This window comes from Microbacterium sp. LCT-H2 (genome assembly GCF_001866135.1).
Lineage (GTDB): Bacteria > Actinomycetota > Actinomycetes > Actinomycetales > Microbacteriaceae > Microbacterium.
Map to the genome: position 1 here is coordinate 725,917 of NZ_MODW01000001.1, position 22,207 is coordinate 748,123.

26 protein-coding genes are annotated in these 22,207 nt (G+C 71.8%); 15 read left to right on the forward strand and 11 right to left on the reverse strand.

The window, feature by feature from the left end; translation table 11 throughout:
• Nucleotides 1-40 precede the first annotated feature (40 nt).
• From BK819_RS03385 to BK819_RS03395, 3 genes are all read right to left on the reverse strand, one after another.
• Nucleotides 41-259: a hypothetical protein gene (locus BK819_RS03385; protein ID WP_071327854.1), complete on the reverse strand. Its 219-nt coding sequence runs from the start codon at nucleotides 257-259 to the stop codon at nucleotides 41-43.
• A 132-nt stretch (nucleotides 260-391) separates the two neighbouring features.
• A complete protein-coding gene (locus BK819_RS03390; RefSeq protein ID WP_256209354.1) occupies nucleotides 392-1,480 on the reverse strand; it encodes a hypothetical protein in 1,089 nt (362 codons plus the stop codon).
• A gap of 94 nt (nucleotides 1,481-1,574) precedes the next feature.
• Nucleotides 1,575-2,030, reverse strand: a complete 456-nt coding sequence (locus BK819_RS03395; protein WP_071327855.1) for an SRPBCC family protein — start codon at nucleotides 2,028-2,030, stop codon at nucleotides 1,575-1,577.
• A 101-nt stretch (nucleotides 2,031-2,131) separates the two neighbouring features.
• Here BK819_RS03395 and BK819_RS03400 point away from each other — a divergent pair, with 101 nt between their 5' ends.
• The 7 genes from BK819_RS03400 to BK819_RS03430 all read left to right on the forward strand — a co-directional run bounded on the left by BK819_RS03400 (nucleotide 2,132) and on the right by BK819_RS03430 (nucleotide 8,883).
• Nucleotides 2,132-3,169, forward strand: coding sequence for an aromatic acid exporter family protein (locus BK819_RS03400; protein ID WP_071327856.1), 1,038 nt, complete (start codon nucleotides 2,132-2,134; stop codon nucleotides 3,167-3,169).
• 106 nt (nucleotides 3,170-3,275) lie between these two features.
• On the forward strand, nucleotides 3,276-3,935 hold the full coding sequence (locus tag BK819_RS03405; protein WP_071327857.1) for a DNA alkylation repair protein: 660 nt from the start codon (nucleotides 3,276-3,278) through the stop codon (nucleotides 3,933-3,935).
• Between the two features lie 13 nt (nucleotides 3,936-3,948).
• Nucleotides 3,949-4,662: a purine-nucleoside phosphorylase gene (gene deoD / locus BK819_RS03410; protein WP_071327858.1), complete on the forward strand. Its 714-nt coding sequence runs from the start codon at nucleotides 3,949-3,951 to the stop codon at nucleotides 4,660-4,662.
• A 110-nt stretch (nucleotides 4,663-4,772) separates the two neighbouring features.
• Nucleotides 4,773-5,144: a hypothetical protein gene (locus BK819_RS03415; protein ID WP_071327859.1), complete on the forward strand. Its 372-nt coding sequence runs from the start codon at nucleotides 4,773-4,775 to the stop codon at nucleotides 5,142-5,144.
• 68 nt (nucleotides 5,145-5,212) lie between these two features.
• On the forward strand, nucleotides 5,213-5,776 hold the full coding sequence (locus BK819_RS03420; RefSeq protein ID WP_071328075.1) for a hypothetical protein: 564 nt from the start codon (nucleotides 5,213-5,215) through the stop codon (nucleotides 5,774-5,776).
• Nucleotides 5,773-6,273: a hypothetical protein gene (locus tag BK819_RS03425; protein ID WP_071327860.1), complete on the forward strand. Its 501-nt coding sequence runs from the start codon at nucleotides 5,773-5,775 to the stop codon at nucleotides 6,271-6,273. Before BK819_RS03420 ends, BK819_RS03425 begins: the two co-directional genes overlap by 4 nt.
• Nucleotides 6,274-6,297: 24 nt before the next feature.
• Entirely contained in the window at nucleotides 6,298-8,883 is a 2,586-nt protein-coding gene (locus tag BK819_RS03430; protein ID WP_071327861.1) for an RNA helicase, read from the forward strand.
• A gap of 15 nt (nucleotides 8,884-8,898) precedes the next feature.
• Here BK819_RS03430 and BK819_RS03435 read toward each other — a convergent pair whose 3' ends face one another.
• Genes BK819_RS03435 through BK819_RS03450 form a run of 4 tightly spaced genes read right to left on the reverse strand, consistent with a single transcriptional unit; the run spans nucleotide 8,899 to nucleotide 12,067 of the window.
• Nucleotides 8,899-9,288 carry a VOC family protein gene (locus BK819_RS03435; RefSeq protein WP_071327862.1) on the reverse strand — a complete coding sequence of 130 codons (390 nt, stop codon included), beginning with the start codon at nucleotides 9,286-9,288 and terminating at the stop codon, nucleotides 8,899-8,901.
• Between the two features lie 42 nt (nucleotides 9,289-9,330).
• Nucleotides 9,331-10,281, reverse strand: coding sequence for a D-alanine--D-alanine ligase (locus tag BK819_RS03440; RefSeq protein WP_071327863.1), 951 nt, complete (start codon nucleotides 10,279-10,281; stop codon nucleotides 9,331-9,333).
• Nucleotides 10,278-11,399, reverse strand: coding sequence for an alanine racemase (gene alr, locus BK819_RS03445; protein ID WP_071327864.1), 1,122 nt, complete (start codon nucleotides 11,397-11,399; stop codon nucleotides 10,278-10,280). The genes BK819_RS03440 and alr overlap by 4 nt, the downstream gene beginning before the upstream one ends.
• Nucleotides 11,396-12,067: a M15 family metallopeptidase gene (locus BK819_RS03450; protein ID WP_071327865.1), complete on the reverse strand. Its 672-nt coding sequence runs from the start codon at nucleotides 12,065-12,067 to the stop codon at nucleotides 11,396-11,398. The genes alr and BK819_RS03450 overlap by 4 nt, the downstream gene beginning before the upstream one ends.
• A gap of 87 nt (nucleotides 12,068-12,154) precedes the next feature.
• On the opposite strand from BK819_RS03450, the gene BK819_RS03455 reads away from it, so the two are divergent.
• Nucleotides 12,155-12,826, forward strand: a complete 672-nt coding sequence (locus BK819_RS03455) for a response regulator transcription factor (RefSeq protein WP_025104044.1) — start codon at nucleotides 12,155-12,157, stop codon at nucleotides 12,824-12,826.
• Nucleotides 12,819-13,910, forward strand: coding sequence for a HAMP domain-containing sensor histidine kinase (locus BK819_RS03460; protein ID WP_218138553.1), 1,092 nt, complete (start codon nucleotides 12,819-12,821; stop codon nucleotides 13,908-13,910). Before BK819_RS03455 ends, BK819_RS03460 begins: the two co-directional genes overlap by 8 nt.
• A gap of 70 nt (nucleotides 13,911-13,980) precedes the next feature.
• On the opposite strand, the gene BK819_RS03465 is transcribed toward BK819_RS03460, so the two are convergent.
• Complete coding sequence (locus tag BK819_RS03465) at nucleotides 13,981-15,498, reverse strand: SDR family oxidoreductase (protein ID WP_071327866.1); 1,518 nt, start codon at nucleotides 15,496-15,498, stop codon at nucleotides 13,981-13,983.
• Between the two features lie 68 nt (nucleotides 15,499-15,566).
• Between BK819_RS03465 and BK819_RS03470 the strand changes: the two genes are divergently transcribed.
• From BK819_RS03470 to BK819_RS03495, 6 genes are all read left to right on the forward strand, one after another.
• Nucleotides 15,567-16,637: a M4 family metallopeptidase gene (locus BK819_RS03470; RefSeq protein ID WP_071327867.1), complete on the forward strand. Its 1,071-nt coding sequence runs from the start codon at nucleotides 15,567-15,569 to the stop codon at nucleotides 16,635-16,637.
• Nucleotides 16,612-16,923 carry a protealysin inhibitor emfourin gene (locus BK819_RS03475; RefSeq protein WP_071327868.1) on the forward strand — a complete coding sequence of 104 codons (312 nt, stop codon included), beginning with the start codon at nucleotides 16,612-16,614 and terminating at the stop codon, nucleotides 16,921-16,923. The genes BK819_RS03470 and BK819_RS03475 overlap by 26 nt, the downstream gene beginning before the upstream one ends.
• Before the next feature lie 103 nt (nucleotides 16,924-17,026).
• Nucleotides 17,027-17,248, forward strand: coding sequence for a hypothetical protein (locus BK819_RS03480; RefSeq protein WP_071327869.1), 222 nt, complete (start codon nucleotides 17,027-17,029; stop codon nucleotides 17,246-17,248).
• Nucleotides 17,249-17,351: 103 nt separating this feature from the next.
• Nucleotides 17,352-18,110: a ribonuclease H gene (locus tag BK819_RS03485; protein WP_071327870.1), complete on the forward strand. Its 759-nt coding sequence runs from the start codon at nucleotides 17,352-17,354 to the stop codon at nucleotides 18,108-18,110.
• A gap of 28 nt (nucleotides 18,111-18,138) precedes the next feature.
• On the forward strand, nucleotides 18,139-18,525 hold the full coding sequence (locus BK819_RS03490; protein ID WP_071327871.1) for a DoxX family membrane protein: 387 nt from the start codon (nucleotides 18,139-18,141) through the stop codon (nucleotides 18,523-18,525).
• A 139-nt stretch (nucleotides 18,526-18,664) separates the two neighbouring features.
• Nucleotides 18,665-19,363, forward strand: coding sequence for a Pr6Pr family membrane protein (locus BK819_RS03495; protein WP_071327872.1), 699 nt, complete (start codon nucleotides 18,665-18,667; stop codon nucleotides 19,361-19,363).
• On the opposite strand, the gene BK819_RS03500 is transcribed toward BK819_RS03495, so the two are convergent.
• The 3 genes from BK819_RS03500 to BK819_RS03510 all read right to left on the reverse strand — a co-directional run bounded on the left by BK819_RS03500 (nucleotide 19,354) and on the right by BK819_RS03510 (nucleotide 22,185).
• Nucleotides 19,354-20,706 (reverse strand): FAD-dependent oxidoreductase, encoded by a 1,353-nt coding sequence (locus BK819_RS03500; protein ID WP_071327873.1) that lies wholly within the window; start codon nucleotides 20,704-20,706, stop codon nucleotides 19,354-19,356. The genes BK819_RS03495 and BK819_RS03500 overlap by 10 nt on opposite strands.
• A gap of 95 nt (nucleotides 20,707-20,801) precedes the next feature.
• The gene (locus BK819_RS03505) at nucleotides 20,802-21,779 is read right to left on the reverse strand and encodes an SRPBCC family protein (RefSeq protein WP_071327874.1); all 978 of its coding nucleotides are present in this window, start codon (nucleotides 21,777-21,779) and stop codon (nucleotides 20,802-20,804) included.
• Between the two features lies 1 nt (nucleotide 21,780).
• A complete protein-coding gene (locus tag BK819_RS03510; protein ID WP_060921761.1) occupies nucleotides 21,781-22,185 on the reverse strand; it encodes a metalloregulator ArsR/SmtB family transcription factor in 405 nt (134 codons plus the stop codon).
• Nucleotides 22,186-22,207: the final 22 nt, after the last annotated feature.

A 22,207-nucleotide genomic window follows, 5' to 3' on the forward strand; every position in this document is an offset into this window, starting at 1 on the left:
TCCGAAGGGCCCGAGGGGAAGGACAGCACGACGCCGTCGGTCATCGCGCGAGAGCCGGATCGCATGCTCCCGTCTGGGAGGCCCGCGGTGCCGGCGTTCCGCGTCCGTGGCGGCGCAGCCACCGGCGCAGCGGACCCGCCGGTCGCGGCACGATCTGATCCGCGTGCTCCAGGAGCATCCGGCGCCGGGCGACCGCGCGTTCGATCTGCTCCTGCTCGAAGACGGTGACCTGGTGGCTGAGATAGGGGTGCTCGAACATGGTGTCTCCTCGACGGTTCGGTGTATCCCTACACTCCGCTCTGAGGTGTCCCCTCGGCATCGGACGGATGCCCTATCTTCCGCGCCCCCTCCGCCCTCCCTTCCTTACGCTGACGCAGGCCTCCACGCCGCATCAGGCTCCTGGCGCGCGAACCCGCCTGAGCTCGCGCGACCGCCTGCCCTGCCAGAGCGAGGGCCGCGCGGACGGACGGGTCCCCTCCGGCACGAGGATCGCAAGCACCCGGACGAGCGTCGTCATCCACAGCAGCCCGAGCCCGACGACGACCGCCTCCACTGCGGTCACCGGGAAGAAGCCGAGCGGCCACCACAGCAGCACGGCCGCGACCACGAGCACCCCCACCGCGACGGAGGTCACCACGAGGGCCAGTGGTCGGCCGGAAACGGTCAGCGTCGTCGCGGCGGCAGCCCCGAGGAAGAGGAGTAGCGCCGCGACGGCCGCGATATCGTGCGGAACGGGGGCCCGATACAGCGGCAGGAGCCCGACGGCGGCGAGCGCGAGTCCGGCCGCGGCCCACAGCACGACCACGGTCGCGATCCTGGACAGCGCGTCGTCGCCGCGCAGCCGATGCAGGTCGCGGCCGATGTACGCGCCGACGGTGACGACCAGCAGCCCGGCCACGACGAGGGTGCCGTTGAACGCCCAGCCCACCCCGAGCTGCGAGAAGTTCTCCGCCCACCACCGGGGGTCGACGGCGGTCACCATCGCGAACAGCGTGCCGATCACGAGGAACCCGAACAGGAGCCCGGCGAGATCGGCGGTCCGGAGGCCGATCCCCGCACCGAACGCGAGTCGTCCGCCGACCGCCGCCGCGACCCCCGTGAGCAGCCCGCCGCCGATCGCTCCGAGCGCGAGACCGCGCAGGCCCGCCGCGAGCACCTCCGCGGTGAGCAGCACGCCCATCGCCGTCACGGCCCCGAGCGCCACGGTGAGAGCGGCGGCGGAGAGGCGGGACACGACCCGCTGCCAGCGCGGCATCCCCGTCGCCTCCCCCCGACGGTGCAGAAGCGTGCTGATGACGAAGGCCAGAGCCGCGATGCCGCCGGCGACTCCCGCGGCGGGCAACGCGAGACCTCCCTCACCGGTCAGCGGCCGCGGCGGACCGGCGAGGAGCAGCGCCCCGGCGAGGGCTCCCCCGACGAAGCAGACGACGGTCGCGAGGACGGCCCGCCCCTCGCCGCGCAGACGCTCCGTCGTGTCCATGCGCCCATGCAAGCACGCGCGTCCGACGTCCGCAGCCCCACACGCGACGAGGCCCGGGCCGCAGACTGCGGTCCCGGGCCTCGACGCAGAGGCGTCAGGCGTCCACGTCACCGCGCCAGGCGCCGGTCTCGACGCCGCGGCCCTCGATGAACTCCTTGAAGTTCTTCAGATCCTTCTTCACCGCGTGGGATCCCGCGCCGACCAGAGCGCCGACCTTCTCCAGCAGCCCCTCCGGCTCCCAGTCGAGCTGGACGGTCACCCGCGTGGTGTTGTCGTCGAGCTTGTGGAACGTCACGACGCCCGCGTGCTCGGTCTCGCCGCCGACGCTGTTCCACGCGACGCGCTCATCCGGGTGCTGCTCGGTGATCTCGGCGTCGAACTCACGCTCCGCGCCCCCCACGTTCACCTTCCAGTGCGAGCGGGTCTCGTCGATCTGCGTGATGGAGACGACCTCGTCGAGGAACTTCGGGAAGCTCTCGAACTGCGTCCACTGGTTGTACGCCGTGCGGACGGGAACGTCGACGTCGATGGTCTCGATGATCTGCACCATGGGGATGCTCCTCACTTGTTCGTCGTTCGTGTGCCTCCATTCAGCCTGCTCCGCGCGAGAAGGGCGATGGGGTTGACATCGGCGCGACTACCGTGGAGGTCATGCGCATCCCCGCCGCGATCCGCGCCTCCCAGCGCTCCCCCCTGCTGCAGGTGGTGAAGTCGGCCGCGGCGACCATCGCCGCGTGGCTGATCGCGGGCTGGGTCTTCCCCGGGCAGCTGCCGGTGTTCGCCGCCATCGCCGCGCTGCTGGTCGTACAGCCGAGCGTCAACCAGTCGCTGTCGAAGGCGCTCGAGCGCAGCATCGGCGTGATCGTCGGGGTGGTCATCGCGGTCGGTCTCGGCCTGCTCCTCGGCTCGCCGAGCTGGATCGTGCTGCTGGCGATCGTCGTCGCGATGCTCGTGGCGTGGATCTTCCGGGCGTCCCCCGGCACCGGCAATCAGGTCGCGATCTCGGCGATGCTCGTGCTGGCGCTCGGGTCGTCGAGTCCGGAGTATGCGGTCGCGCGGATCGGGGAGACCCTGATCGGGGTGGTCATCGGGATCGTCGTGAACGCGCTGATCGTGCCGCCGGTGCTCGTCGAGCCGGCGCGGCGGAACGTGGGGCTGCTGGGGCGGGAGCTCGCCGCGAGCCTCGACCGCCTGGCGGACGCCCTGCCTGCCCCGCAGACGCCGGCGCGGCTGCAGGAGCTCATGCTCGAGGTGCGACTGCTGCGGCCCATGAAGGATGCCGCGGCCGCCGCCATCGCCGCCGGAGAGGAATCGCTCACGCTGAATCCGCGGCGTTCGACCCATCGCGCCGACCTGCAGGAGCTGAAGGCGCTGCTCGACCGGCTCTCGCCCATCGTCACGCAGACCATCGGCATGACCCGCGCCTACTTCGACCACTACGACGACCGGCTCGGCGAGGAGCCCGCGGTGGCCGCCATCGCCGAGCAGCTCCGCCGGGCCGGACACGACGTGCGTCTCGCGGTGCAGACCACGGCGCCCTCCGCGGAGCCCGAGACGCTGACCTCTGCCATCCCCGCACTGACCGCTCCGCTCGTGATCCGTCCGCCGTCCTCGCAGCACTGGATCCTCGTCGGCTCCCTCATGGAAGACCTCCGTCGCATCCGCGGCGAACTGCTCGACGAGGACTGACCTCCCGCCGACCCACCCCTTTTCGCGCCTCCCGGCCCCGTAAGTGCGTCCGTAACGGGCCGGGACGCACCGAAAGGGGTGGGTCGACGGGGGTTACCCTGGCGGGATGACAGTGGAGGAGGCGCTGGCGGAGCTCGCGGCGCTGGAAGACCCGAAGCAGCGCGCGGCGAACGAGAAGCGCGGCGACGACCACGGCATCAACCTGAGTCGGATGCGCGCTCTCGCGAAGCGCATCAAGACCGACCAGCCCCTCGCCCGGGAGCTCTGGGCGACGGGCGAGACGTCCGCCCGGCTGCTGGCCCTGCTCGTGTGCCGCCCGGCCGACTTCACCGCCGACGAGCTCGACACGATGCTGCGCGAGACCCGTCCACCCAAGGTGAACGACTGGTTCGTGAACTATGTGCTCAAGAAGTCGCCCCTTGCCGAGGAGCTGCGCCGGCGCTGGTTCGACGACGCCGATCCCACCGTCGCCGCGGCCGCGTGGTCGCTCACGACGGTCCGGGTGACGAAGGACGCCGCCGGCCTCGACCTGTCGCACCTCCTCGACCTCATCGAACGCGACCTGCAGCAGGCCCCGCCGCGCCTGCAGTGGGCCATGAACGAGACCCTCGCGAACATCGGCATCTTCCATCCGGACCTGCGAGCGCGGGCGGTGGAGATCGGCGAGCGGCTCCAGGTCCTGGCCGACTACCCCACGGCCCCGGGCTGCACCTCCCCCTTCGCGCCCCTCTGGATCGGGGAGATCGTCCGCCGTCGCGAGGGCTGAGTACGCTGAGCGGATGAGCACCCACATCGCCGCGGAACCCGGTCAGATCGCCCCCATCGTGCTGTTCCCCGGCGACCCGCTGCGGGCGAGGTGGATCGCCGAGACCTTCCTCGACGACGCCGAGCTGTACTCCGAGACGCGCGGGATGCTGGGCTTCACCGGCACCTGGGAGGGGCACCGGGTCTCCGTCCAGGGCTCGGGCATGGGGCAGCCGTCGATGGCGATCTACGCGACGGAGCTGTTCACGGAGTACGACGTGCAGACGATCGTCCGCGTGGGGTCCTGCGGCGCGCTGACCGAGAGGCTCGCGGTACGCGACATCATCATCGCGAACGGCGCGAGCACCGACTCCGGGATCAACCGCGTGCGCTTCCACGGCCTCGACTACGCCCCGCTCGCCGACTTCGCCCTGCTGCGCGCGGCGGTGGAGGCCAGCGAGACCGAGCCCCTCTCGTCCACGGTGCACGTCGGGCCGCTGTTGTCGAGCGATCAGTTCTACAGCACCCGGCCGGAGCTCACCGCGCCCTTCGTGCAGCACGGCATCCTCGGCGTGGAGATGGAGGCAGCAGGGCTCTACACGCTCGCCGCCTTCCACGGACGCCGCGCCCTCGCGATCTGCACCGTCAGCGACCACATCGTCACGGGTGAGGAGACCACGGCCCAGGAACGCGAGCAGACGTTCGGCGACATGGTCCGCATCGCCCTCCGCGCGGCAACCTCGATCTGAGATTGACCCGCCCCCCGAGTAACGTTATACACTTCACAGGTCGCGCGGCGCTGGGGACGACCGCACAGGGCGGTCGCTGCTGCGTGCGACGAAGACGACTGGGGAGAACCATGGCCACGCAAGATCAGCTCAACGCGCTGCTGGCGGACATCGAACGCGACATCAACGGATTCATCGGGGCGTCGATCGTCGACCTCGAATCGGGGCTGCCGCTCGCCTCGAGCTCCGTCCGCCCGGACTTCGACCTCGAGGTCGCGAGCGCGTTCAACAGCGAGATCGTGAAGAACAAGAAGCGCACGATCGACGCCCTCGGCATCGACGGCGAGCTCGAGGACATGCTGCTGACGCTGAACACGCAGCTGCACCTGCTCAAGATGCTCGACGACGACCTGTTCATCTACCTGGCCGCCGATCGCCAGGCCACGAACCTCGCCCTGCTGCGCTCCTCGGTGAACCGCCGGGTCGCCGCCCTCGGCGCGTGATCCATGGGGCCGTGGGGAGCGGCCTCGGGAGAGGGCGACAGCGGACGAGCGGTCCCGTGGAGCGGACGATGAGGCGCCCGCGTCGGCGACGGACCGACCTGCCTCAGCGGTACCGGGTGATCTTCGCCGGTCCGGTGGGCGCGGGCAAGACGACCGCGGTCCGCGCCCTGAGCGACGTGCCGCCGGTGGACACCGACGTGCCGATGTCGCTCGCGAGCGGGGACGGGAAGACCACCACGACCGTCGGGCTCGACTACGGGACGTGGCGGCCGACGCCGGAGGTCTCCATCGCACTCGTCGGCATCCCGGGGCAGGAGCGGTTCGCCTCGGCACGACAGCGCGTCTCGATCCCCGGCACCCGGGTGCTGCTCTGGCTGCGCGGCGACCGCGACACCCTCGTCGCCGACGCCGAGGACTGGCTCGGCGTGTTCGCGGGTGAGGAGCATCGCGTCGCGATCGCCGTCAGCCACGCGGCAGGACGCACGATCGGCGACATCCGCCGCGATCTCGCCCCCGTGCTCGCGCGACACGGCATCCCGGCCTCGCGCGTGCTCGCGGCCGACGCGCGCGACCGCGACAGCGTGATGCGCGTCGCCGGTGCCGCTCTCGATCTTCCGGAGGAGAAGCCATGACCGGACCCGCCGGGCGGCAGGACGCCGCCACGACGCCCGATCCGTCCCGCATGCACCCCGACGTCGCCGGCAACTGGGCGCTGTGGTCGCGGATCGTCGGCCCCTCGGCCCAGACCAGGCTGCAGCAGTTGGAGGAGCGCTTCCCGGAGCTGACGACCGCGGTCCTCGGCACCGCGGACGGCCTCCACATCGCCTCCCTCGGCGTCGACCAGGACGGCGGCGAGCAGCTCGCAGCGATGAACGGCTCGCTGTTCGGGGTCGCGCGGGCCGAAGCCGAGATCATCGCGGGAGGGACGGAGCCGACGCTGTCGGCCATCGTGTCGCTGTCCATCGGCGAGAACCAGATGGCCCTGCTGAGCTTCATCCTCGCGCCGTACGGCCAGCTCCTGCTCTCGGTGTCGGCCTCGTCGTCGCAGCTCGGCACCGTGATCGTGCATGCGCGTTCCACGGCGTACGAGCTGCTCACCGCGCTCGGGGTGACGGGATCGTCGACATGACGCAGATGGGATGATCGAAGGACCATGACTCCCTCGCCGCGGCTCGAACCCTCGCTCGTTCCCGACGCGGCGGACGCCGATGCGGTGTACCTGACCTTCGTGGAGTGGGCGGAGTCGACCGGCATCCGCCTCTACCCGGCGCAGGACGAGGCGCTCATCGAGATCGTCTCCGGCGCGAACGTCATCCTGTCCACGCCGACGGGCACCGGGAAGTCGCTCGTCGCGGTCGGCGCCCACTTCGCGGCGATGGTCGGCGGACGCCGCAGCTACTACACGGCGCCGATCAAGGCCCTCGTCAGCGAGAAGTTCTTCGCGCTGGCAGACGTGTTCGGCGCCGAGAACGTGGGGATGGTCACGGGAGACTCCGCCGTGAACGCCGATGCCCCCATCATCTGCTGCACCGCGGAGATCCTCGCGAACCTGGCCCTGCGCCAGGGCGATGCCGCCGACGTCGGCCTCGTCGTCATGGACGAGTTCCACTTCTACGGCGACCCCGACCGCGGCTGGGCCTGGCAGGTGCCGCTCCTCGAGCTCCCACAGGCGCAGTTCGTGCTGATGTCGGCCACCCTCGGCGACGTCACCACCCTCGCCGCCGACCTGACGCGCCGCACCGGACGGGAGACCGCCTCGGTCACGGGGGTCGAGCGCCCCGTCCCCCTGCACTTCTTCTACGAGACGACGCCCATCCACGAGACCATCGACGACCTGCTCAACACGGGACAGGCCCCGATCTACATCGTGCACTTCTCGCAGGCGGCGGCCATGGAGCGGGCGCAGGCCCTGTCGAGCACGAAGGTCGCCACGCGTGAACAGCGCGACGAGATCGCCGCCCTCATCGGCGGCTTCCGCTTCACGACGGCGTTCGGCAAGACGCTCTCGCGCTTCCTCCGGGCCGGCATCGGCGTGCACCACGCCGGCATGCTGCCGAAGTACCGCCGACTCGTGGAGCAGCTCGCCCAGCGCGGTCTCCTCCGGGTCATCTGCGGCACCGACACCCTGGGCGTGGGCATCAACGTCCCGATCCGGACCGTGCTGCTCACCGCGCTGACGAAGTTCGACGGCACGCGGATGCGGCAGCTCAACGCTCGGGAGTTCCACCAGATCGCGGGCCGGGCCGGGCGCGCCGGCTACGACACCGCTGGTACCGTCGTCGCCCAGGCCCCGGAGCACGAGACGGAGAACCTCGCCGCGATCCGCAAGGCCGGCGACGACCCGAAGAAGAAGCGGAAGATCATCCGCAAGAAGGCCCCCGACGGCTTCGTGTCGTGGGGCGAGCCGTCGTTCCGGAAGCTCATCGATGCGACGCCGGAGACCCTGACCTCGCACATGCAGATCACCAGCGCGATGCTGCTCAATGTGATCGCCCGGGGCGGGGATGTGTTCGGGAACGTCCGCCGGCTCGTCTTCGACAACCACGAGCCGCGCACCCGGCAGCGCGCGCTCGCCCTCCGCGCCCTCGCGATCTTCCGCACGCTCCGGGAATCGGGCGTCGTGGAGACGTTCGACACGGGCGTGCCCGGAGCGCCGAAGGGCGTCCGGCTCACGGTCGACCTGCAGCCCAACTTCGCGCTCAACCAGCCGCTGTCGCCGTTCGCCCTCGCGGCGTTCGACCTGCTGGACCCTTCGACAAGCTCAGGGACGCAGGCGCATTCGGGAGACCAGGCGGGCTCGGGGGACCAGGGGGTGGGGACGGGGTCGTACGCGCTCGACATGATCTCGATCGTCGAGGCGACGCTCGACGATCCCCGCGCCGTGCTCAGCCAGCAGGAGTTCCTCGCGCGGGGCGAGGCAGTCGCCGCGATGAAGCGCGAGGGCATCGAGTACGACGAGCGCATGGAGCTCCTCGAGGCGATCACCTACCCGAAGCCCCTGGAGGAGCTCCTCGACGCGGCCTTCGAGACCTTCAGCGCCGCGCAGCCCTGGATCCGCGACTTCGCGCTGCACCCGAAGTCCGTCGTCCGCGACATGTACGAGCGGGCCATGTCGTTCGGCGAGTACGTCGCGTTCTACAAGATCGCCCGCTCCGAGGGCGTCGTCCTGCGGTACCTGTCGGACGCGTACCGCGCCGCCTCCCAGACGATCCCCGAGGAGCGGAAGGACGAGGACCTCCACGACCTCATCGCCTGGCTCGGCGAACTCGTGCGCCAGATCGACTCCAGCCTGCTCGACGAGTGGAGCGAGCTGACCGCCGGGACCGCCGCCCGCGGCGAGACCGACGAGCCGATCGTGCCGCCGGCGCCGAAGCGCCTCACGAGCAACACCCGCGCCTTCCGCACGCTCGTCCGCAACGAGCTCTTCCGGCGGGTGCAGCTCGCCGCCCGCGAGGACGTGGACGCGCTGGCCGAGCTCGACCCGACGTTCGGCGCCGCCGCCTGGTCCGACGCGCTGGACGCGTACTTCGCCGAGCACGACGACATCGGCACCGGCCCGGACGCCCGGAGCTCCCGCATGCTGCTGCTCACGGAGGGGCCGACCGCGTGGACGACGCGGCAGATCATCGACGACCCGGCCGGCGACCACGACTGGGGCATCAGCGCCACGGTCGACCTCGCCGCGTCGGACGAGGCCGGCGAGGCGGTCGTGACGGTGACGGCGGTCGACCGGCTGTGAGCGAGGCGGGCCCCGTCAGGCCTGCATGACGGCGAGCACGTTGCCCGCCGGGTCGCGGAACCACGCGATGTCCGGTCCCTGCCCGTTCCCGCGGACGATGCCGCGGGAGTCCGACGGGAACTCGTCGTCGCCGTAGATCTTGGTCTGCACCCCGCGCTCGTTGAGCTCCTCGACGGCGGCATCGACGTCCGCCACCGGGAAGTTCAGGATCGTGAAGCTCGCCGGGGTGTGGTTCGGCTTCGCGTAGACGAGGACCGACCCGCCGCGGGGCAGACGCAGGTCGAGGAACCCCATCGCGTTGACCTCGACATCGAGCCCGAGGGTCGTGCCGTAGAACTCTCTCGCCGCGTCGATGTCGTCGACGCTGAAACCGCTGAACGCGTTCTCCGCTGCGAAGGCTGCCATGTCCCCAGCATCCGCCTCCGCGGGCGCCGTGTCGAGGCCCTCTCACACGGCCGCGCGCACGAGCCGGCCCACGAGGTCGACGTAGTCCACCCCGGCCGCCGCGAACATCCGCGGCGCCTGGGAGGCCGCGGTCAGCCCCGGCATCGTGTTGACCTCGTTGAGCACGGGGCCGTCGTCCGTGAGGAAGAAGTCCATGCGGGCGACCCCGTCGCACCCCAGGGCGTCGAACATCGCGATCGCGGCTCTCTTGAGCGCCGACGTGGCGGCCGCATCGAGCTGCGCCGGGACCGTGAACCGGGCCGTGCCGTCGTACTTCGTCGCGGTGTCGAAGAGCCCGGGGGCATGGATCTCCAGGGGCGGGGCGGCCCACCGCACCCCGCCCTTCTCCCGCAGCACGGCGACGTCGATCTCCCGCGCGTGCACGACCTCCTCGACCAGGATCCGCCGGTCGAAGCGCGCCGCCCCCCGCAGCGCCATGAGCAGGTCGCCCTCCTCCGTCACCAGGCTCACGCCGTGGCTCGAGCCGGCCGTCACCGGCTTGACCACGACGGCGCCCTCGAACTCCACGTCGCCGATGTCCTCCGCGGCGACCAGCCGCCCCCGGGCGGTGCGCAGCCCCACGGCCTCGGCCACGAGCTTCGTGGCCCACTTGTCCATGCCGAGCGCGCCCGCCCCCAGCGCGGAGCCGACGACCGGCACCCCGGCGAGCGCACACAGCGCCGCGAGGGCGCCGTCCTCCCCCAGCGCACCGTGCACCGCGGGGAACACGACGTCGCTCGCCGCGAGCAGCGGCAGGGCCTGCTGCAACGATGCCGCCGGACTCACGCCGGGCGGGATGCCGTCGGCCCGCCACACGCCGTCGCGGTCGATCGTCGCGGTCGTGACGGCATGTCCCCCCAACCGCAGCGCCGCGGCGACCGCGGCCGCCGAGGCGAGCGACACCTCGTGCTCGGGATTCTGTCCCCCTCCGATGACCAGGACCTTCATCGTCATGCCACGCTCCTCTTCACCCGCGGGCCGATGCCCGTGACGACGGTGTGCGGGATGGTGCCCGCCCACCGTGCCCACTCCTGCACCGACGGCACCGCGCCGCCGTCCGGCCCGAACACCGTCGCGACCGCTCCTCGGGGGAACGCCCTCCCCCCGGTGTCGACGACGATCTGATCCATCGACACCCGGCCGACGATCGGATGCCGTTCCCCTCCGATCTCCACGCCCGCTCCCGGCGCGATCTCCCGCGGGATGCCGTCGGCGTATCCGACCCCCACCACGCTCAGGTGCGTGGCCGCTGCCGTCGTGTGCGTCCCGCCGTAGCCCACGACGGTGCCGGCCGGCACGGCGGCGCTGTGCACGACCGGGGCGGTGAAACGCGAAGCCCCGACCAGAGAGACCGTCTCGGACGGGTCGATCCCTACGAGCGCGGCCCCCACGCGCACCATGTCGAAGTGCGTCGCGGGATCGGTCAGGGCACCCGAGGTAGCCGCGAGGTGCACGAGCAGCGGTCCGAAGCCGGCGCGCAGGACCGCGTCCCTCCCCTGGCGCATCCGCAGCACCGCGGCCGCGTTCGCCCGCGGATCCGCGGCGTCGGCGCGGGGGAGGTGTCCCATCACCCCGACGACCTCGATCCGGCTCCGGGCCGCCCGCGCCGTGCGCAGCAGCGCATCCCAGTCCTCCACAGGGCACCCTCCCCGCGCCATCCCGGTGTCGAGATGCAGATGCACGCGCACCGGAGCCGCGGCATCGGCCGCGAGCTGACGCAGCTCCTCGACGGAACCCACGGCCACGTCGACCCCGGCGGCGGCCGCGCGCGGCGCGTCGATGCCCGCGGGGTGCAGCCAGGCGAGGATCGGCACGCGCAGTCCGGCCTCGCGCAGCGCGACCCCCTCGGCGACGTCGGTGACCCCGAGCCACTCGGCCCCCGCGGCCACGGCGGCGGTCGCCACGGCCACCATGCCATGACCGTAGGCGTCGGCCTTCACCACGGCCATGACGGGCACCGCGGCGGCGGTCCGCACACGACGGAGGTTCTCGGCCACGGCGGCCGGAAGGGTGGACAGTGTCGGTGCGTGGAGGCGGGACAGGGTCATCCCCTCCGCGAGCAGAGCCGTCATCGCTGCATCCTCGGGTCTTCGGTGGGGTCGGCGTACGGTGCGGGACAGCCGTCCTCGACGGCCTCCGGTCGCAGCTCGTAGTGCCAGGATTCGTTGCCGTAGGTCTGGCAGAGGCCGTAGCGCCATCCGCGCTGCGTGAGCCAGTCGAGGGTCGGGAGCGGACCGAGGTCGACCGCGTCACCGGAGACGTGCGCCGAGGTGTCCGCGGTCGCCACCCAGCGGCGCGCCTCCTCCTCCGAGCCGTAGTCGTCGATCGCGTCGCGCAGCAGCTGCTCCTGCAGCGCCGCCGAACGCCATCCGCTGTTCACGAGGAACGTCACCCCGTCGGCCTCCGCATCGGTGGCGGCGCGCTGGAGGGCGTCGAGCAGGGCGGGGTCGAGGTTGCCGACAGCGACCCTGTCGACGTCGAACACCGTGGGCTGGTCGCCGTCGCGGATCACGCCGTCGGCCTCGCTCGGGGCGAGCACCGACCCGGTCGGCGCGTGCGGCTCGGGATCGGAACCCGTGGTGGCGGGTGCGACGATCGGGGCGGTCTCGGCGAACGCGGCCGACAGCGACTGCTGCACGGCGACGGCGGCGACCACGGCGAGCGCCAGCACGGACACCGTGGCGGCGATCCGCCGACGGCGCCGGGCGCGGACGGCTCGGGGGGTGCGGAGGTCGTTCATGCTTCCAGCGAAGAGAGGCCGCGGTTGCCACGGCGTATGCCCTTTTCCATACGCCGGCGATATACCGCACTGCGTAGGATCGCTGCCATGCGTGTGCTGATCGTCGAGGACGAGCCCTACCTCGCCGAGGCGGTCCGCGACGGACTGCGACTGGAGGCGATCGCAGCCGACATCGCCGGCGACGGCGACACGGCGCTCGAGCTCCTGAGCATCAACGCGTACGACATCGCGATCCTCGACCGCGACGTGCCCGGTCCGTCCGGTGACGACATCGCGCGGTGGATCGTCGCCTCGGGCAGCGGCATCCCCATCCTCATGCTCACGGCCGCCGACCGCCTCGACGACAAGGCCTCCGGGTTCGAGCTCGGTGCCGACGACTACCTCACCAAGCCCTTCGAGCTGCGGGAGCTGGTGCTGCGGCTGCGTGCCCTCGACCGCCGCCGACAGCGCGCGCGGCCGCCGGTGCTGGAGATCGCGGGGCTGCGCCTCGACCCGTTCCGCCGCGAGGTCTACCGCGACGGCCGCTACGTCGCCCTCACCCGCAAGCAGTTCGCCGTGCTGGAGGTGCTCGTCGATGCCGAGGGCGGGGTGGTCAGCGCCGAAGAGCTGCTGGAGCGGGCGTGGGACGAGAACGCCGACCCGTTCACGAACGCCGTCCGCATCACCGTCTCCTCGCTGCGCAAGCGCCTCGGCGAGCCGTGGCTGATCCTCACGGTGCCCGGCGTCGGCTACCGGATCGGGGCCGACGCGGATGCCTAGGCGGCGGGGGCTGAGCGTCCGCTTCAAGCTGACGCTGAGCTACGCGGGCATCGTCGTCGTCTCCGGGCTCCTGCTGCTCGGGGCCGTGGCGCTCTACCTCCTCAGGTACGTGCCGGATGTGCAGATCCCCGTCGTCGAGTTCTTCGTCCCCAACCGCTCGGATCTGATCCGGGCGTTCGTGCCGGTCGCCGTGCTGGTGATGGTCGCCCTGCTCGCGATCGGTCTCGGCGGCGGCTGGCTGCTCGCCGGACGGATGCTGGCGCCTCTCGACCGCATCGGCGACGCCGCGCGGCTCGCGGCGCAGGGCTCCTTGTCGCACCGGATCCGCATGGAGGGCCCGAGCGACGAGTTCCGCGACCTCGCCGACGTCTTCGACACGATGCTGGAGCAGCTGGAGGCACACGTCGCCGAGCAGCAGCGCTTCGCCGCGAACGCCTCGCACGAACTGCGGACACCCTTGGCCATCTCGCAGACGCTCCTCGACGTGGCCCGCACCGATCCCGACCGCGACGTCGACGCCCTGATCGACCGGCTCCGCGAGGTGAACACACGCGCGATCGACCTCACCGAGGCGCTGCTGCTGCTGAGCAGAGCGGATCAGCGTACCTTCCCGCGGACGCTCGTGGATCTGTCGCTCCTGGCGGAGGAATCCGTCGAGGCCCTCCTCCCGCTCGCCGACCGCCGCGGGGTCGAGGTGGAGGTGTCCGGCGTGCCGGCGACCGTGCTCGGCTCCTCCGCTCTGCTGCCGCAGCTCGTCATGAACCTCGTCGCCAACGCGATCGTCCACAACCGCGCGGACGGCGGCGGATCCATCGCGGTGCGCACGCATTCCCTGCCGCACGCGGTGGCCCTCGTCGTGGAGAACACCGGGGCGGAACTGCACGCCTCCCAGGTCGCGACGCTCGTCGAGCCCTTCCAGCGCGGCACCGAGCGCACGCGCGGGGCGGAGCACGCCGGGGTGGGCCTCGGCCTCGCGATCGTCCAGCGCATCACCCAGACCCACGGCGGCACCCTCGTGCTGACGCCCCGCACCGGCGGAGGTCTCATCGTGACGGTCTGGTTCCCGCACCCCTACCCCGGCTGACCACTTTCGAATCGCCCGATTGGCCCCTTTCCGGCTCCGGATGGAACCATTCAGGCGATTCGAACGGGCGTCACCAGGGGCTGGGCTCGTAGTCCTTGAGGAAGACGCCGTGGATGTCCTCGCCGGCCTCGCCGCGCACGATGGGGTCGTACACCCGGGCGGCGCCGTCGACCAGGTCGAGCGGGGCGTGGAAGCCCTCCTCCGCCAGTCGCACCTTCGTGTAGTGCGGGCGCTCGTCGGTGATCCAGCCGGTATCGACCGCGGTCATGAGGATGCCGTCCTTCTCCAGCATCTCTCCCGCGCTCGTGCGGGTCAGCATGTTCAGCGCGGCCTTCGCCATGTTCGTGTGCGGGTGGCCCGGGCCCTTGTAACGGCGGGAGAACTGCCCCTCCATGGCGGAGACGTTCACGACGTACTTCCGGCGCGACGACGACGCGGCCATCGACGCCCGCAGCCTGCTGATGAGCAGGAACGGCGCGGTGGTGTTGGCGAGCTGCACCTCGAGCATCTCCAGCGGATCGACCTGATCCACGGACTGCACCCAGCTGTTGACGCGGTTCACGTCCGGCACGAGGCCGCCCGCATCGATCGCCGTGCCGTCCGCGTGCTTCTCGAGCGAGGAGGAGCCGGGGGCCATCGCGAGCCGGGCGAGGTCTTCGGCCGTGAGCGCCTGTCCGCCTTGCTCCGCGACCGTGCCGCCGAGCGCCGCGACCGAGAGCAGCGGGTGCGCGTCGACCGACGCCTGCAGCGCCTGCGGGTGCGGGTCGACGGTGTGCCCGAAGGTCTCCATCTCCGGCAGCGGACCGTCCGGCAGCGGCTGGAGCTCCGCGTCGGCGAGCAGCGAGTACGCCCCGGGCGAGCGGCGGACCGTCTGCGCGGCGTTGTTGATGAGGATGTCGAGCGGGCCCTGCGCGGCGACCGAGTCGGCGAGCCCGATCACCTGGGCGGGGTCGCGGAGGTCGATGCCGACCACGCGCAGCCGGTGCAGCCAGTCGCCCGCATCCGGCAGGGCCGAGAACCGGCGCACGGCGTCCCGCGGGAACCGGGTGGTGATCGTGGTGTGCGCACCATCACGGAGGAGGCGCAGCGCGATGTGCATGCCGATCTTCGCGCGGCCGCCCGTGAGCAGGGCGCGCTTGCCGGTGAGGTCGGTGCGGGCGGTGCGCTTGCCGTGGCTGAAGCGCGCGCAGTCCGGGCAGAGCTGGTGGTAGAAGGCGTCGACGAGCGTGTACGGCTGCTTGCAGATGTAGCAGTTGCGGGGCTTCAGGAGCTCGCCGGCGATGGGCGCGTCCACCACGCTCGTGGCGAGGTCGTTGCCGCGGGTCTCGTCGTCGATGCGGTCGGGGGCACCGGTGGCGGTGCGGGCGACGACGGCCTTGTCCGCCTCGGCGATCGCATCCCGGATCTCCTTGCGCCGCACGCGCTTGACCGCCTTGAACATGGCCGCGGTCGCGTGGCGCACGGCCACGAAGTCGGGGTGCTCGTTGTCGATCGTGTGCAGCTCGGCGAGGACGCGCAGCGTCGTGGCGAGGTCGTCGGGGTCGATGCCGGGGCCCAGGTCGGGGGTGGCGTCGGGCGCGTCGGTCATTAGGCCGATTTTACGCGACCGTCCTGGGGGTCTCCTGCCGTGTCCGATCCCCGGCGTAGGGTCGACGCATGAGCAGCGCAGAATCCTTCCCGCATCCCGGCGTCGTCCCCTCCTACCTGCTCGCGCGCCTGGCGGAGTCGGGTCGGTTCCCGAAGGCCGCCGCCGCCGCCCGGCAGACGCTCACCGCGGGCCGCCCGCCGTTCCGCGCCCGCATCGACCTCTCGATCGACGAGAACGGCGACCTCGTCGCGCAGCTCTCGGATGCGCCGAACCGCACGATCAGCGACGCCGGCAACACGCAGCAGCTCCCGGGGGCCGTGGTCCGCACGGAAGACGACGAGCCCGTCGCCGACACCGCGGTCAACGAGGCGTTCGACGGCCTGGGCGCGACGTTCGAGATGCTGCTGTCCGCGTTCGGCCGCAACTCGCTCGACGACGCCGGCGCTCCTCTCGACGCGACCGTCCACTACGGCGTCGACTACGACAACGCCTTCTGGGACGGCGAGCGCATGGTGTTCGGCGACGGCGACGGCGAGGTGTTCCAGCACTTCACCGGCTCGCTCACCGTGATCGGGCATGAGCTCGCCCACGGCGTCGTGCAGCACACGGCGAACCTGGAGTATCAGGGCCAGCCGGGCGCACTGAACGAGTCCGTGGCCGACGTGTTCGGCGCCCTCACCGAGCAGTACGCCCTGGGGCAGTCCGCCGACAAGGCGAGCTGGCTCATCGGGGCGGAGATCTTCACGGATGCGGTGGAGGGGTCGGCCCTGCGCTCCATGATCGCGCCGGGCACGGCCTACGACGACGATGAACTCGGGAAAGACCCGCAGCCCGACCACATGAGCGGATTCGTGCGCACCACCGAGGACAACGGAGGCGTGCACATCAACTCCGGCATCCCGAACCGCGCCTTCGCCCTCTTCGCCCTCGACCTCGGCGGCAACGCCTGGGAGCGCGCCGGCATGGTCTGGTACCGGGCACTCACCGGCGGGCTGTCGAGCACCGCGACCTTCACCGCCTTCGCCGACGCCACGGTCGCCGCGGCAGCCACGGTCGATCAGGAGACCGTCGCCGCCGCTCGACGCGCGTGGACGACCGTGGGAGTCTATGAGGATGACCGAGGACCCGACGCCGCCTGACGCCCCCGTCGTCATCGCCGTCGTGCGCTCGGGAGGTCTCGCCGGCATCCGTCGCCAGTGGCGTGTGGAGGCCGAGCCGCCGGACGCCGAGGAATGGATCGGCCTCATCGACAGCTGCCCCTGGGACGACGACGTCGACACGGAGCCCGGGGCCGACCGGTTCGTGTGGAGCATCCGCGCCCGCACCCCGTCCGAGCGCCGGGAGCGGGAGCTGCCCGACTCCGCCGTGGACGGTCCGTGGCGCACCCTCGTCGACGCCGTGCGGGAGGCCGCGCGCGCGGAGTGAGCCGCGATCGCAGAGTCGCACCCCCGTCGCAGGATGCCGCCCGATCCCTGCGACCTCGGTGGGAAACTGCGACCTCGCGCCGCCCTGGGGTGACAATGGACACATGGGACTCTTCCAGCACCGGCCGGAGGAAGAAGAGAAGCAGTGGGGACTCCCCTCTGAGCCTCTCGAGACTTCGGCCGCAGACACGCTCGACGCCGCGCCGACGGTCGACCCGCTGACCCTCGGCCTCGACACCCCGTCCTCGGTGAGTTCCATCGTGTTCCCCGTCGCCCCGCCCGCCCCCGAGGCCGCGAGCACCGAGAACGCCGACCCCGAGGACTGACGCCCGCACGGCATCGCTGTTTCGCACTCCCGTCGCAGGTTCCGCGGGAATCCGTGCGACCGCGGCGCGAAAGGGCGTCCGCGGCCAGCGATACGGTGGACGGATGACCATCACCGCCGCCGCAGACGGCTCCGCCCTGGGCAACCCCGGCCCGAACGGCTGGGCCTGGTACATCGACGACGCGAACTGGGCGGCCGGCGGCTCCCCGCACGGCACGAACAACCAGGGCGAGCTCCGCGCCGTCCTCGAACTGCTCCGGGCGACGGCCGGCACCGACGAGAAGCTGTTGATCGAGTGCGACAGCCGCTACGTGATCGACTCCGTGACGAAGTGGATGCCGGGCTGGAAGCGCCGCGGATGGCGGAAGTCCGACGGCGGGCCCGTGCTGAACCGCGACCTCCTCGAAGGGATCGACGAGGCCCTGCGCGGTCGCGACGTCGAGTTCTCCTGGGTCAAGGGCCACGCCGGGCACCCGCTGAACGAAGCCGCCGACGAGCGCGCGAACGCCGCCGCCAAGGCCTATCAGCAGAAGCAGGAGCCGCGTCGAGGCCCCGGGTTCACCCGCGCGACCGATGCCGGAGCCGCCGTCGCCGCCTCCGCCCCTGTCGCCGCTGCCGCCGCGGAAGCCCCGGCATCCTCCGCGACGGCAGCCTCGTCCCGCACCCCGAACCCCGTCGCGGAGGCGGAGTTCGCCGCGCCGCTGTGGGCCGAGACCTCCGATCTCCTCGACGGACTCGACCTCGCGCAGGACGACCCCATCGTGCTGCAGGTGCCGCTGTCCCCCGACGAGCACGCCCGTCTCCGCGACCGCGCCGAGGCACAGGGAATCGCCTTGGAAGAAGCGCTCCGCCGCCTGATCTGACGGAGACCGCGAGGCGTACACTCGCACCATGTCGACTCCCCGCACCATCGGCCGGATCTTCCTCGGCGCCGCGCTCGTGTTCGCCGGCGTCTCCCACCTCACGGTCGCCCGCGAGGAGTTCCAGGCGCAGGTTCCGGAATCGCTGCCGCTCGATCCGGACACCACGGTGCTCGCGTCCGGCGTCGCGGAGGTCGCGCTCGGATCCGCGCTCCTCTTCACCCGTCGCCGCCGTCGCACGGTCGGCACCGTCGCCGCGCTCTTCTTCGCGGCGGTCTTCCCCGGCAACGTGGCGCAGTGGATGCATCATCGCGACGGCTTCGGCCTCGACACCGACATGAAGCGCTTCGTGCGACTGTTCTTCCAGCCGGCGCTCATCGCGCTGGCCCTGTGGTCGACGCGCGCCCCGCGCCGCTGACCCGCTCCGCCACAGCAGGCCCTCGCGCGAGAACAGGCCCCCACGTCCGCCCGCGCCTGAACCCGCGCGACGGCCTGATGCGGCGTCACCCCGGGTCGGCTCCGTAGACTCGGCGGATGGCGGAAAGGACGAGGCGACGGTGAGCAGGCGCACCGTCTTCGGCCTGCTCCGGCTCACCGCCGCCGCCGTCTGCCTCATCGCGCTGATCCACCGCCTCGCGTGGGGACTCGCGTCGAACACCATCGCGAGCCAGAACTTCTTCGCGTACCTGACGAACCAGTCGAACATCGCCTTCGTCGTCCTCCTCACCGTCGCCGGGGTCCTCGCGCTGCGTCGGGCCCGCGACCCGCGGTGGCTCACGGTGGCGCTCGCCCTCGTGCTCACCTGGACCATCACGGCGGGGCTCGTGTTCGCGATCCTCGTCTGGCAGGCCGGAGTCCGGGGGATCCGCATCGACGTGCCGTGGTCGGATCAGGTGCTGCACTTCTGGCTGCCCGCAGTGACGGTCGCCGCCTGGGCCCTGGCCCCGGGACATCGGGCGGTGCCGTGGCGCGTGATCCCGGTGACCCTGGCCTACCCGGTGCTGTGGGGCGTCGCGACGCTTATCCGCGGACCACTGATCGGCTGGTACCCGTACTACTTCCTCGACCCGCGGCAGGTGAGCGGTCCCGTCGAGTTCACCGTCTCCTGCGCGATCGCGCTGGCCGCCTTCGCCACCGTGGCGACCGCGCTCGTGCTCATCAGCCGCCTGCCGGACCCGTGGGATCGCGCACCCACCGAGCCTCCGCCCGAGGAGCGTGCCCCGGCCGAGGCCGCACGCGAGACGGTTCAGGCGTAGAGCGCCAGCGACGCGAGCGCCGCCTCGACGGCCTCCGCGTCCCCGAGCTCCGCGAAGTCCCGCGCCGCCGCACCGCCCACGATCCCGACGAGCACGTTCTCGCCGGTCGAGGGGCGGAGGTTGATCCACGTGGGGATCGCGATGTCGTCGCCGACCGCGTGCCAGATCGCCTCATCACCGTCCCAGAAGGGCTCGTCCCATCGCAGCCACACCGTCTCGATCGCGCCCATGCCGAGCGCGGACACGGCGCCGCGGTTGTCGAACGGCAGCGGCGGATCGAACTCGATGGCCTGCTCCTGCAGCACCCCGAGGGGCACCGTCAGCAGCACCCGGTCGAAGGAGAGGGCCTCCCCGGTGCCGAGGCGCACACTCACCCCGGTGTCGTCCCACGCAAGGCGCGTGACCGGCGAGCTGAGCCCCACCTTCACCCCGTCCAGGGCACTCTCGATGAACGGGGTCAGGTCGTCGCCGACTCCCTGCAGCGCCGCGTCGGGAAGCGGCGGGGCGAACCAGCTCGACAGGTCGGCGGCGTCCGCACCCGTCCGTGCCGCGAGGAGCGCGAGGAGCGCGGCGGTCGCGGGGTCCTCCGGGTCGATGCCGGCCGCCACCAGGGCGTCCGCCACGGAAGAGTCCTGCGGGGCGGACTGCGCCGTCGTCACCGCGGCATCCACGGGCTGCGGATCCACGGGGTCGACGTCACCCTCGGCTGAGCGCCACCGCGCGCCGTCGAGGTCGACGAGGTCCATGTCCCCTTCGTCGATCGTCTCGAGCAGCTCCGCGTCGGCCTCGCCGAACAGCCACGCGCCGAGCTGCACCGGAACCGGCCAGTCGTCCTCCGCGTGGGAGAGGATCCGACCGCCGACGCGGTCGCGTGCTTCGAACACCGTCACCTCCAGGCCGCCCTCCGCGAGCTGCGCGGCCGCGGTCGCCCCGGCGATCCCGGCGCCGATCACGGCCACCCGCTCGCCGTCCTCGGCGGCGACGATGAGCTCCCGCGCGGCACGGCGGCCCGAGCGCAGGGCTCCCCGGACGGTACCCGGCGCCTCGTCGTCGGTCGCCTCGCCCGCGAAGAAGAGCCGGTCGTCGACGGGCTGCGCGAGCGCCGCGCGGGTCGCGGCGAGCACCCCCACGGGAGTGAAGCTCGCGGCGCCCCGGGCGAAGGGGTCGGTGGTCCAGGTGCTGCGGACGCTCCCGCTCGGGGCAGGGACACCGGGCGGCGGCTCCGGTTCGCGCGTGCGGGTGGGAGTCGGCGTCGGTTCCGGCTCCGGGGTGCAGGAGGCGAGAAGCACCGAGACGGCACCGGCTCCGGCGCCGAGGAGCAGGGTACGGCGCGTGATCCTCATCGTGCCGCCACTTTATCCCGCTTTCGCACAGGCAGAAGCGCCGGAACAGGCGGCTCTCCAGGAGAACCGCCTGTTCCGGCGCGAGTGCCTGGGTGTCAGACGGACAGCAGCTCCCGCTCCAGTCGCGCGAACGAGGCCTCCATGCCGTCGGCCATGCCGGTGGCGAGGATCATGTCGCGCGTCTCCTTGTCGGGGTACTCGATGAGCACCGTGACGAGGGTCGCGCCGTCCTCCTCGTAGAGGTTGAGGTCGTTGAGCGTCTCGGTCGGCATGCCCTGCATCCGCTCGGTGGTGACGGCGCGCTTCGGGGCGTCGATCAGCAGCGCCTCCCCCTCGAATCCGAACGGCTCACCCTCCGTGTCGCCCACGGGCGCCCAGGAGTTCCGGTACGACTGGCCGACCTCGGTCGCCGACACGCACTCGGTCATCTCCCACCCGTCCGGGCCGAGCATCCACTGCCGGATGAGGTCGGGCTCGAAATGGGCGCGCCACACCAGCTCGCGCGGACCCTCGACGAGCCGGGTGATGCGCACGTGCGTGTCATCCAGCAGCTCCACCCGCGTGCCCTTGCCCTGCGCGTAGTCGCGGAGGTCCTGCAGCACGGCGTCGAGCTGGGCCATGGCCATCCGGGTGCCCTCCACCGCGCCCATCGCGACGACCTGCTCGAGCGCCTCGGCGGACGCGAAATGGCTCGTGTTGACCATGCGCGCGCCCTCGGCCGTCGGCTCGAACGTGAAGGTCATGCGCATGGAGGGGAGGTTCGCGTCCGGCGTGCCGTCCTCGTCGGCGAACGAGTCGAGCACCGTGAAGCTGCGCGGCGCGTCGATCTCCAGGAACTCCCAGGTGCCGGAGGCCTTCTCCCCGCGGGGGCCGTTCATCGTGTACACGGCTCGGCCGCCGACGGTGTGGTCCCACTGGGTGAAGGTGGCCGGCCAGCCGGGAGGACCCCAGAACCGCTCGAGCTGCTGCGGGTCGGTGTAGGCGGCCCAGACGCGCTCGACGGGCGCGGCGAGGTCGGCGACGACGGTCATGGTGAGGTTCTCGGCATCCGTGATGATGTCCGTGACAGGCATGTCAGTCTCCTTGCGATTCGTTGCGTTGACTGCTGGTGGGGTCGGTGGAGGCCGGCTTCCCCGCGGGCGGGGACGGCTCGGCCAGGAGATCGTCGAGCCGGGCGATACGCGAACGCCACAGCTCTTCGTATCGGGCGAGGAGCGCCCTGGCGCGGGCGATCATCTCGGGGTTCGCGCGGACGAGCCGCTCGCGTCCCTCGGCGCGCTTGACGATGAGGTTCGCCGCCTCCAGCACGGCCACGTGCTTCTGGACCGCGGCGAACGACATCTCGTACTCGGAGGCGAGTGTCGAGACGGACTGCTCCCGCTCGATCGTCCGGCGCAGGATGTCCCGCCGGGTCGACGTCGCCAGTGCGTGGAACACACGGTCGACCTCCGCTTCGCTCAACTCCGTTTGTGCAACCATTTGGTTGTACGTTAGACCCGCG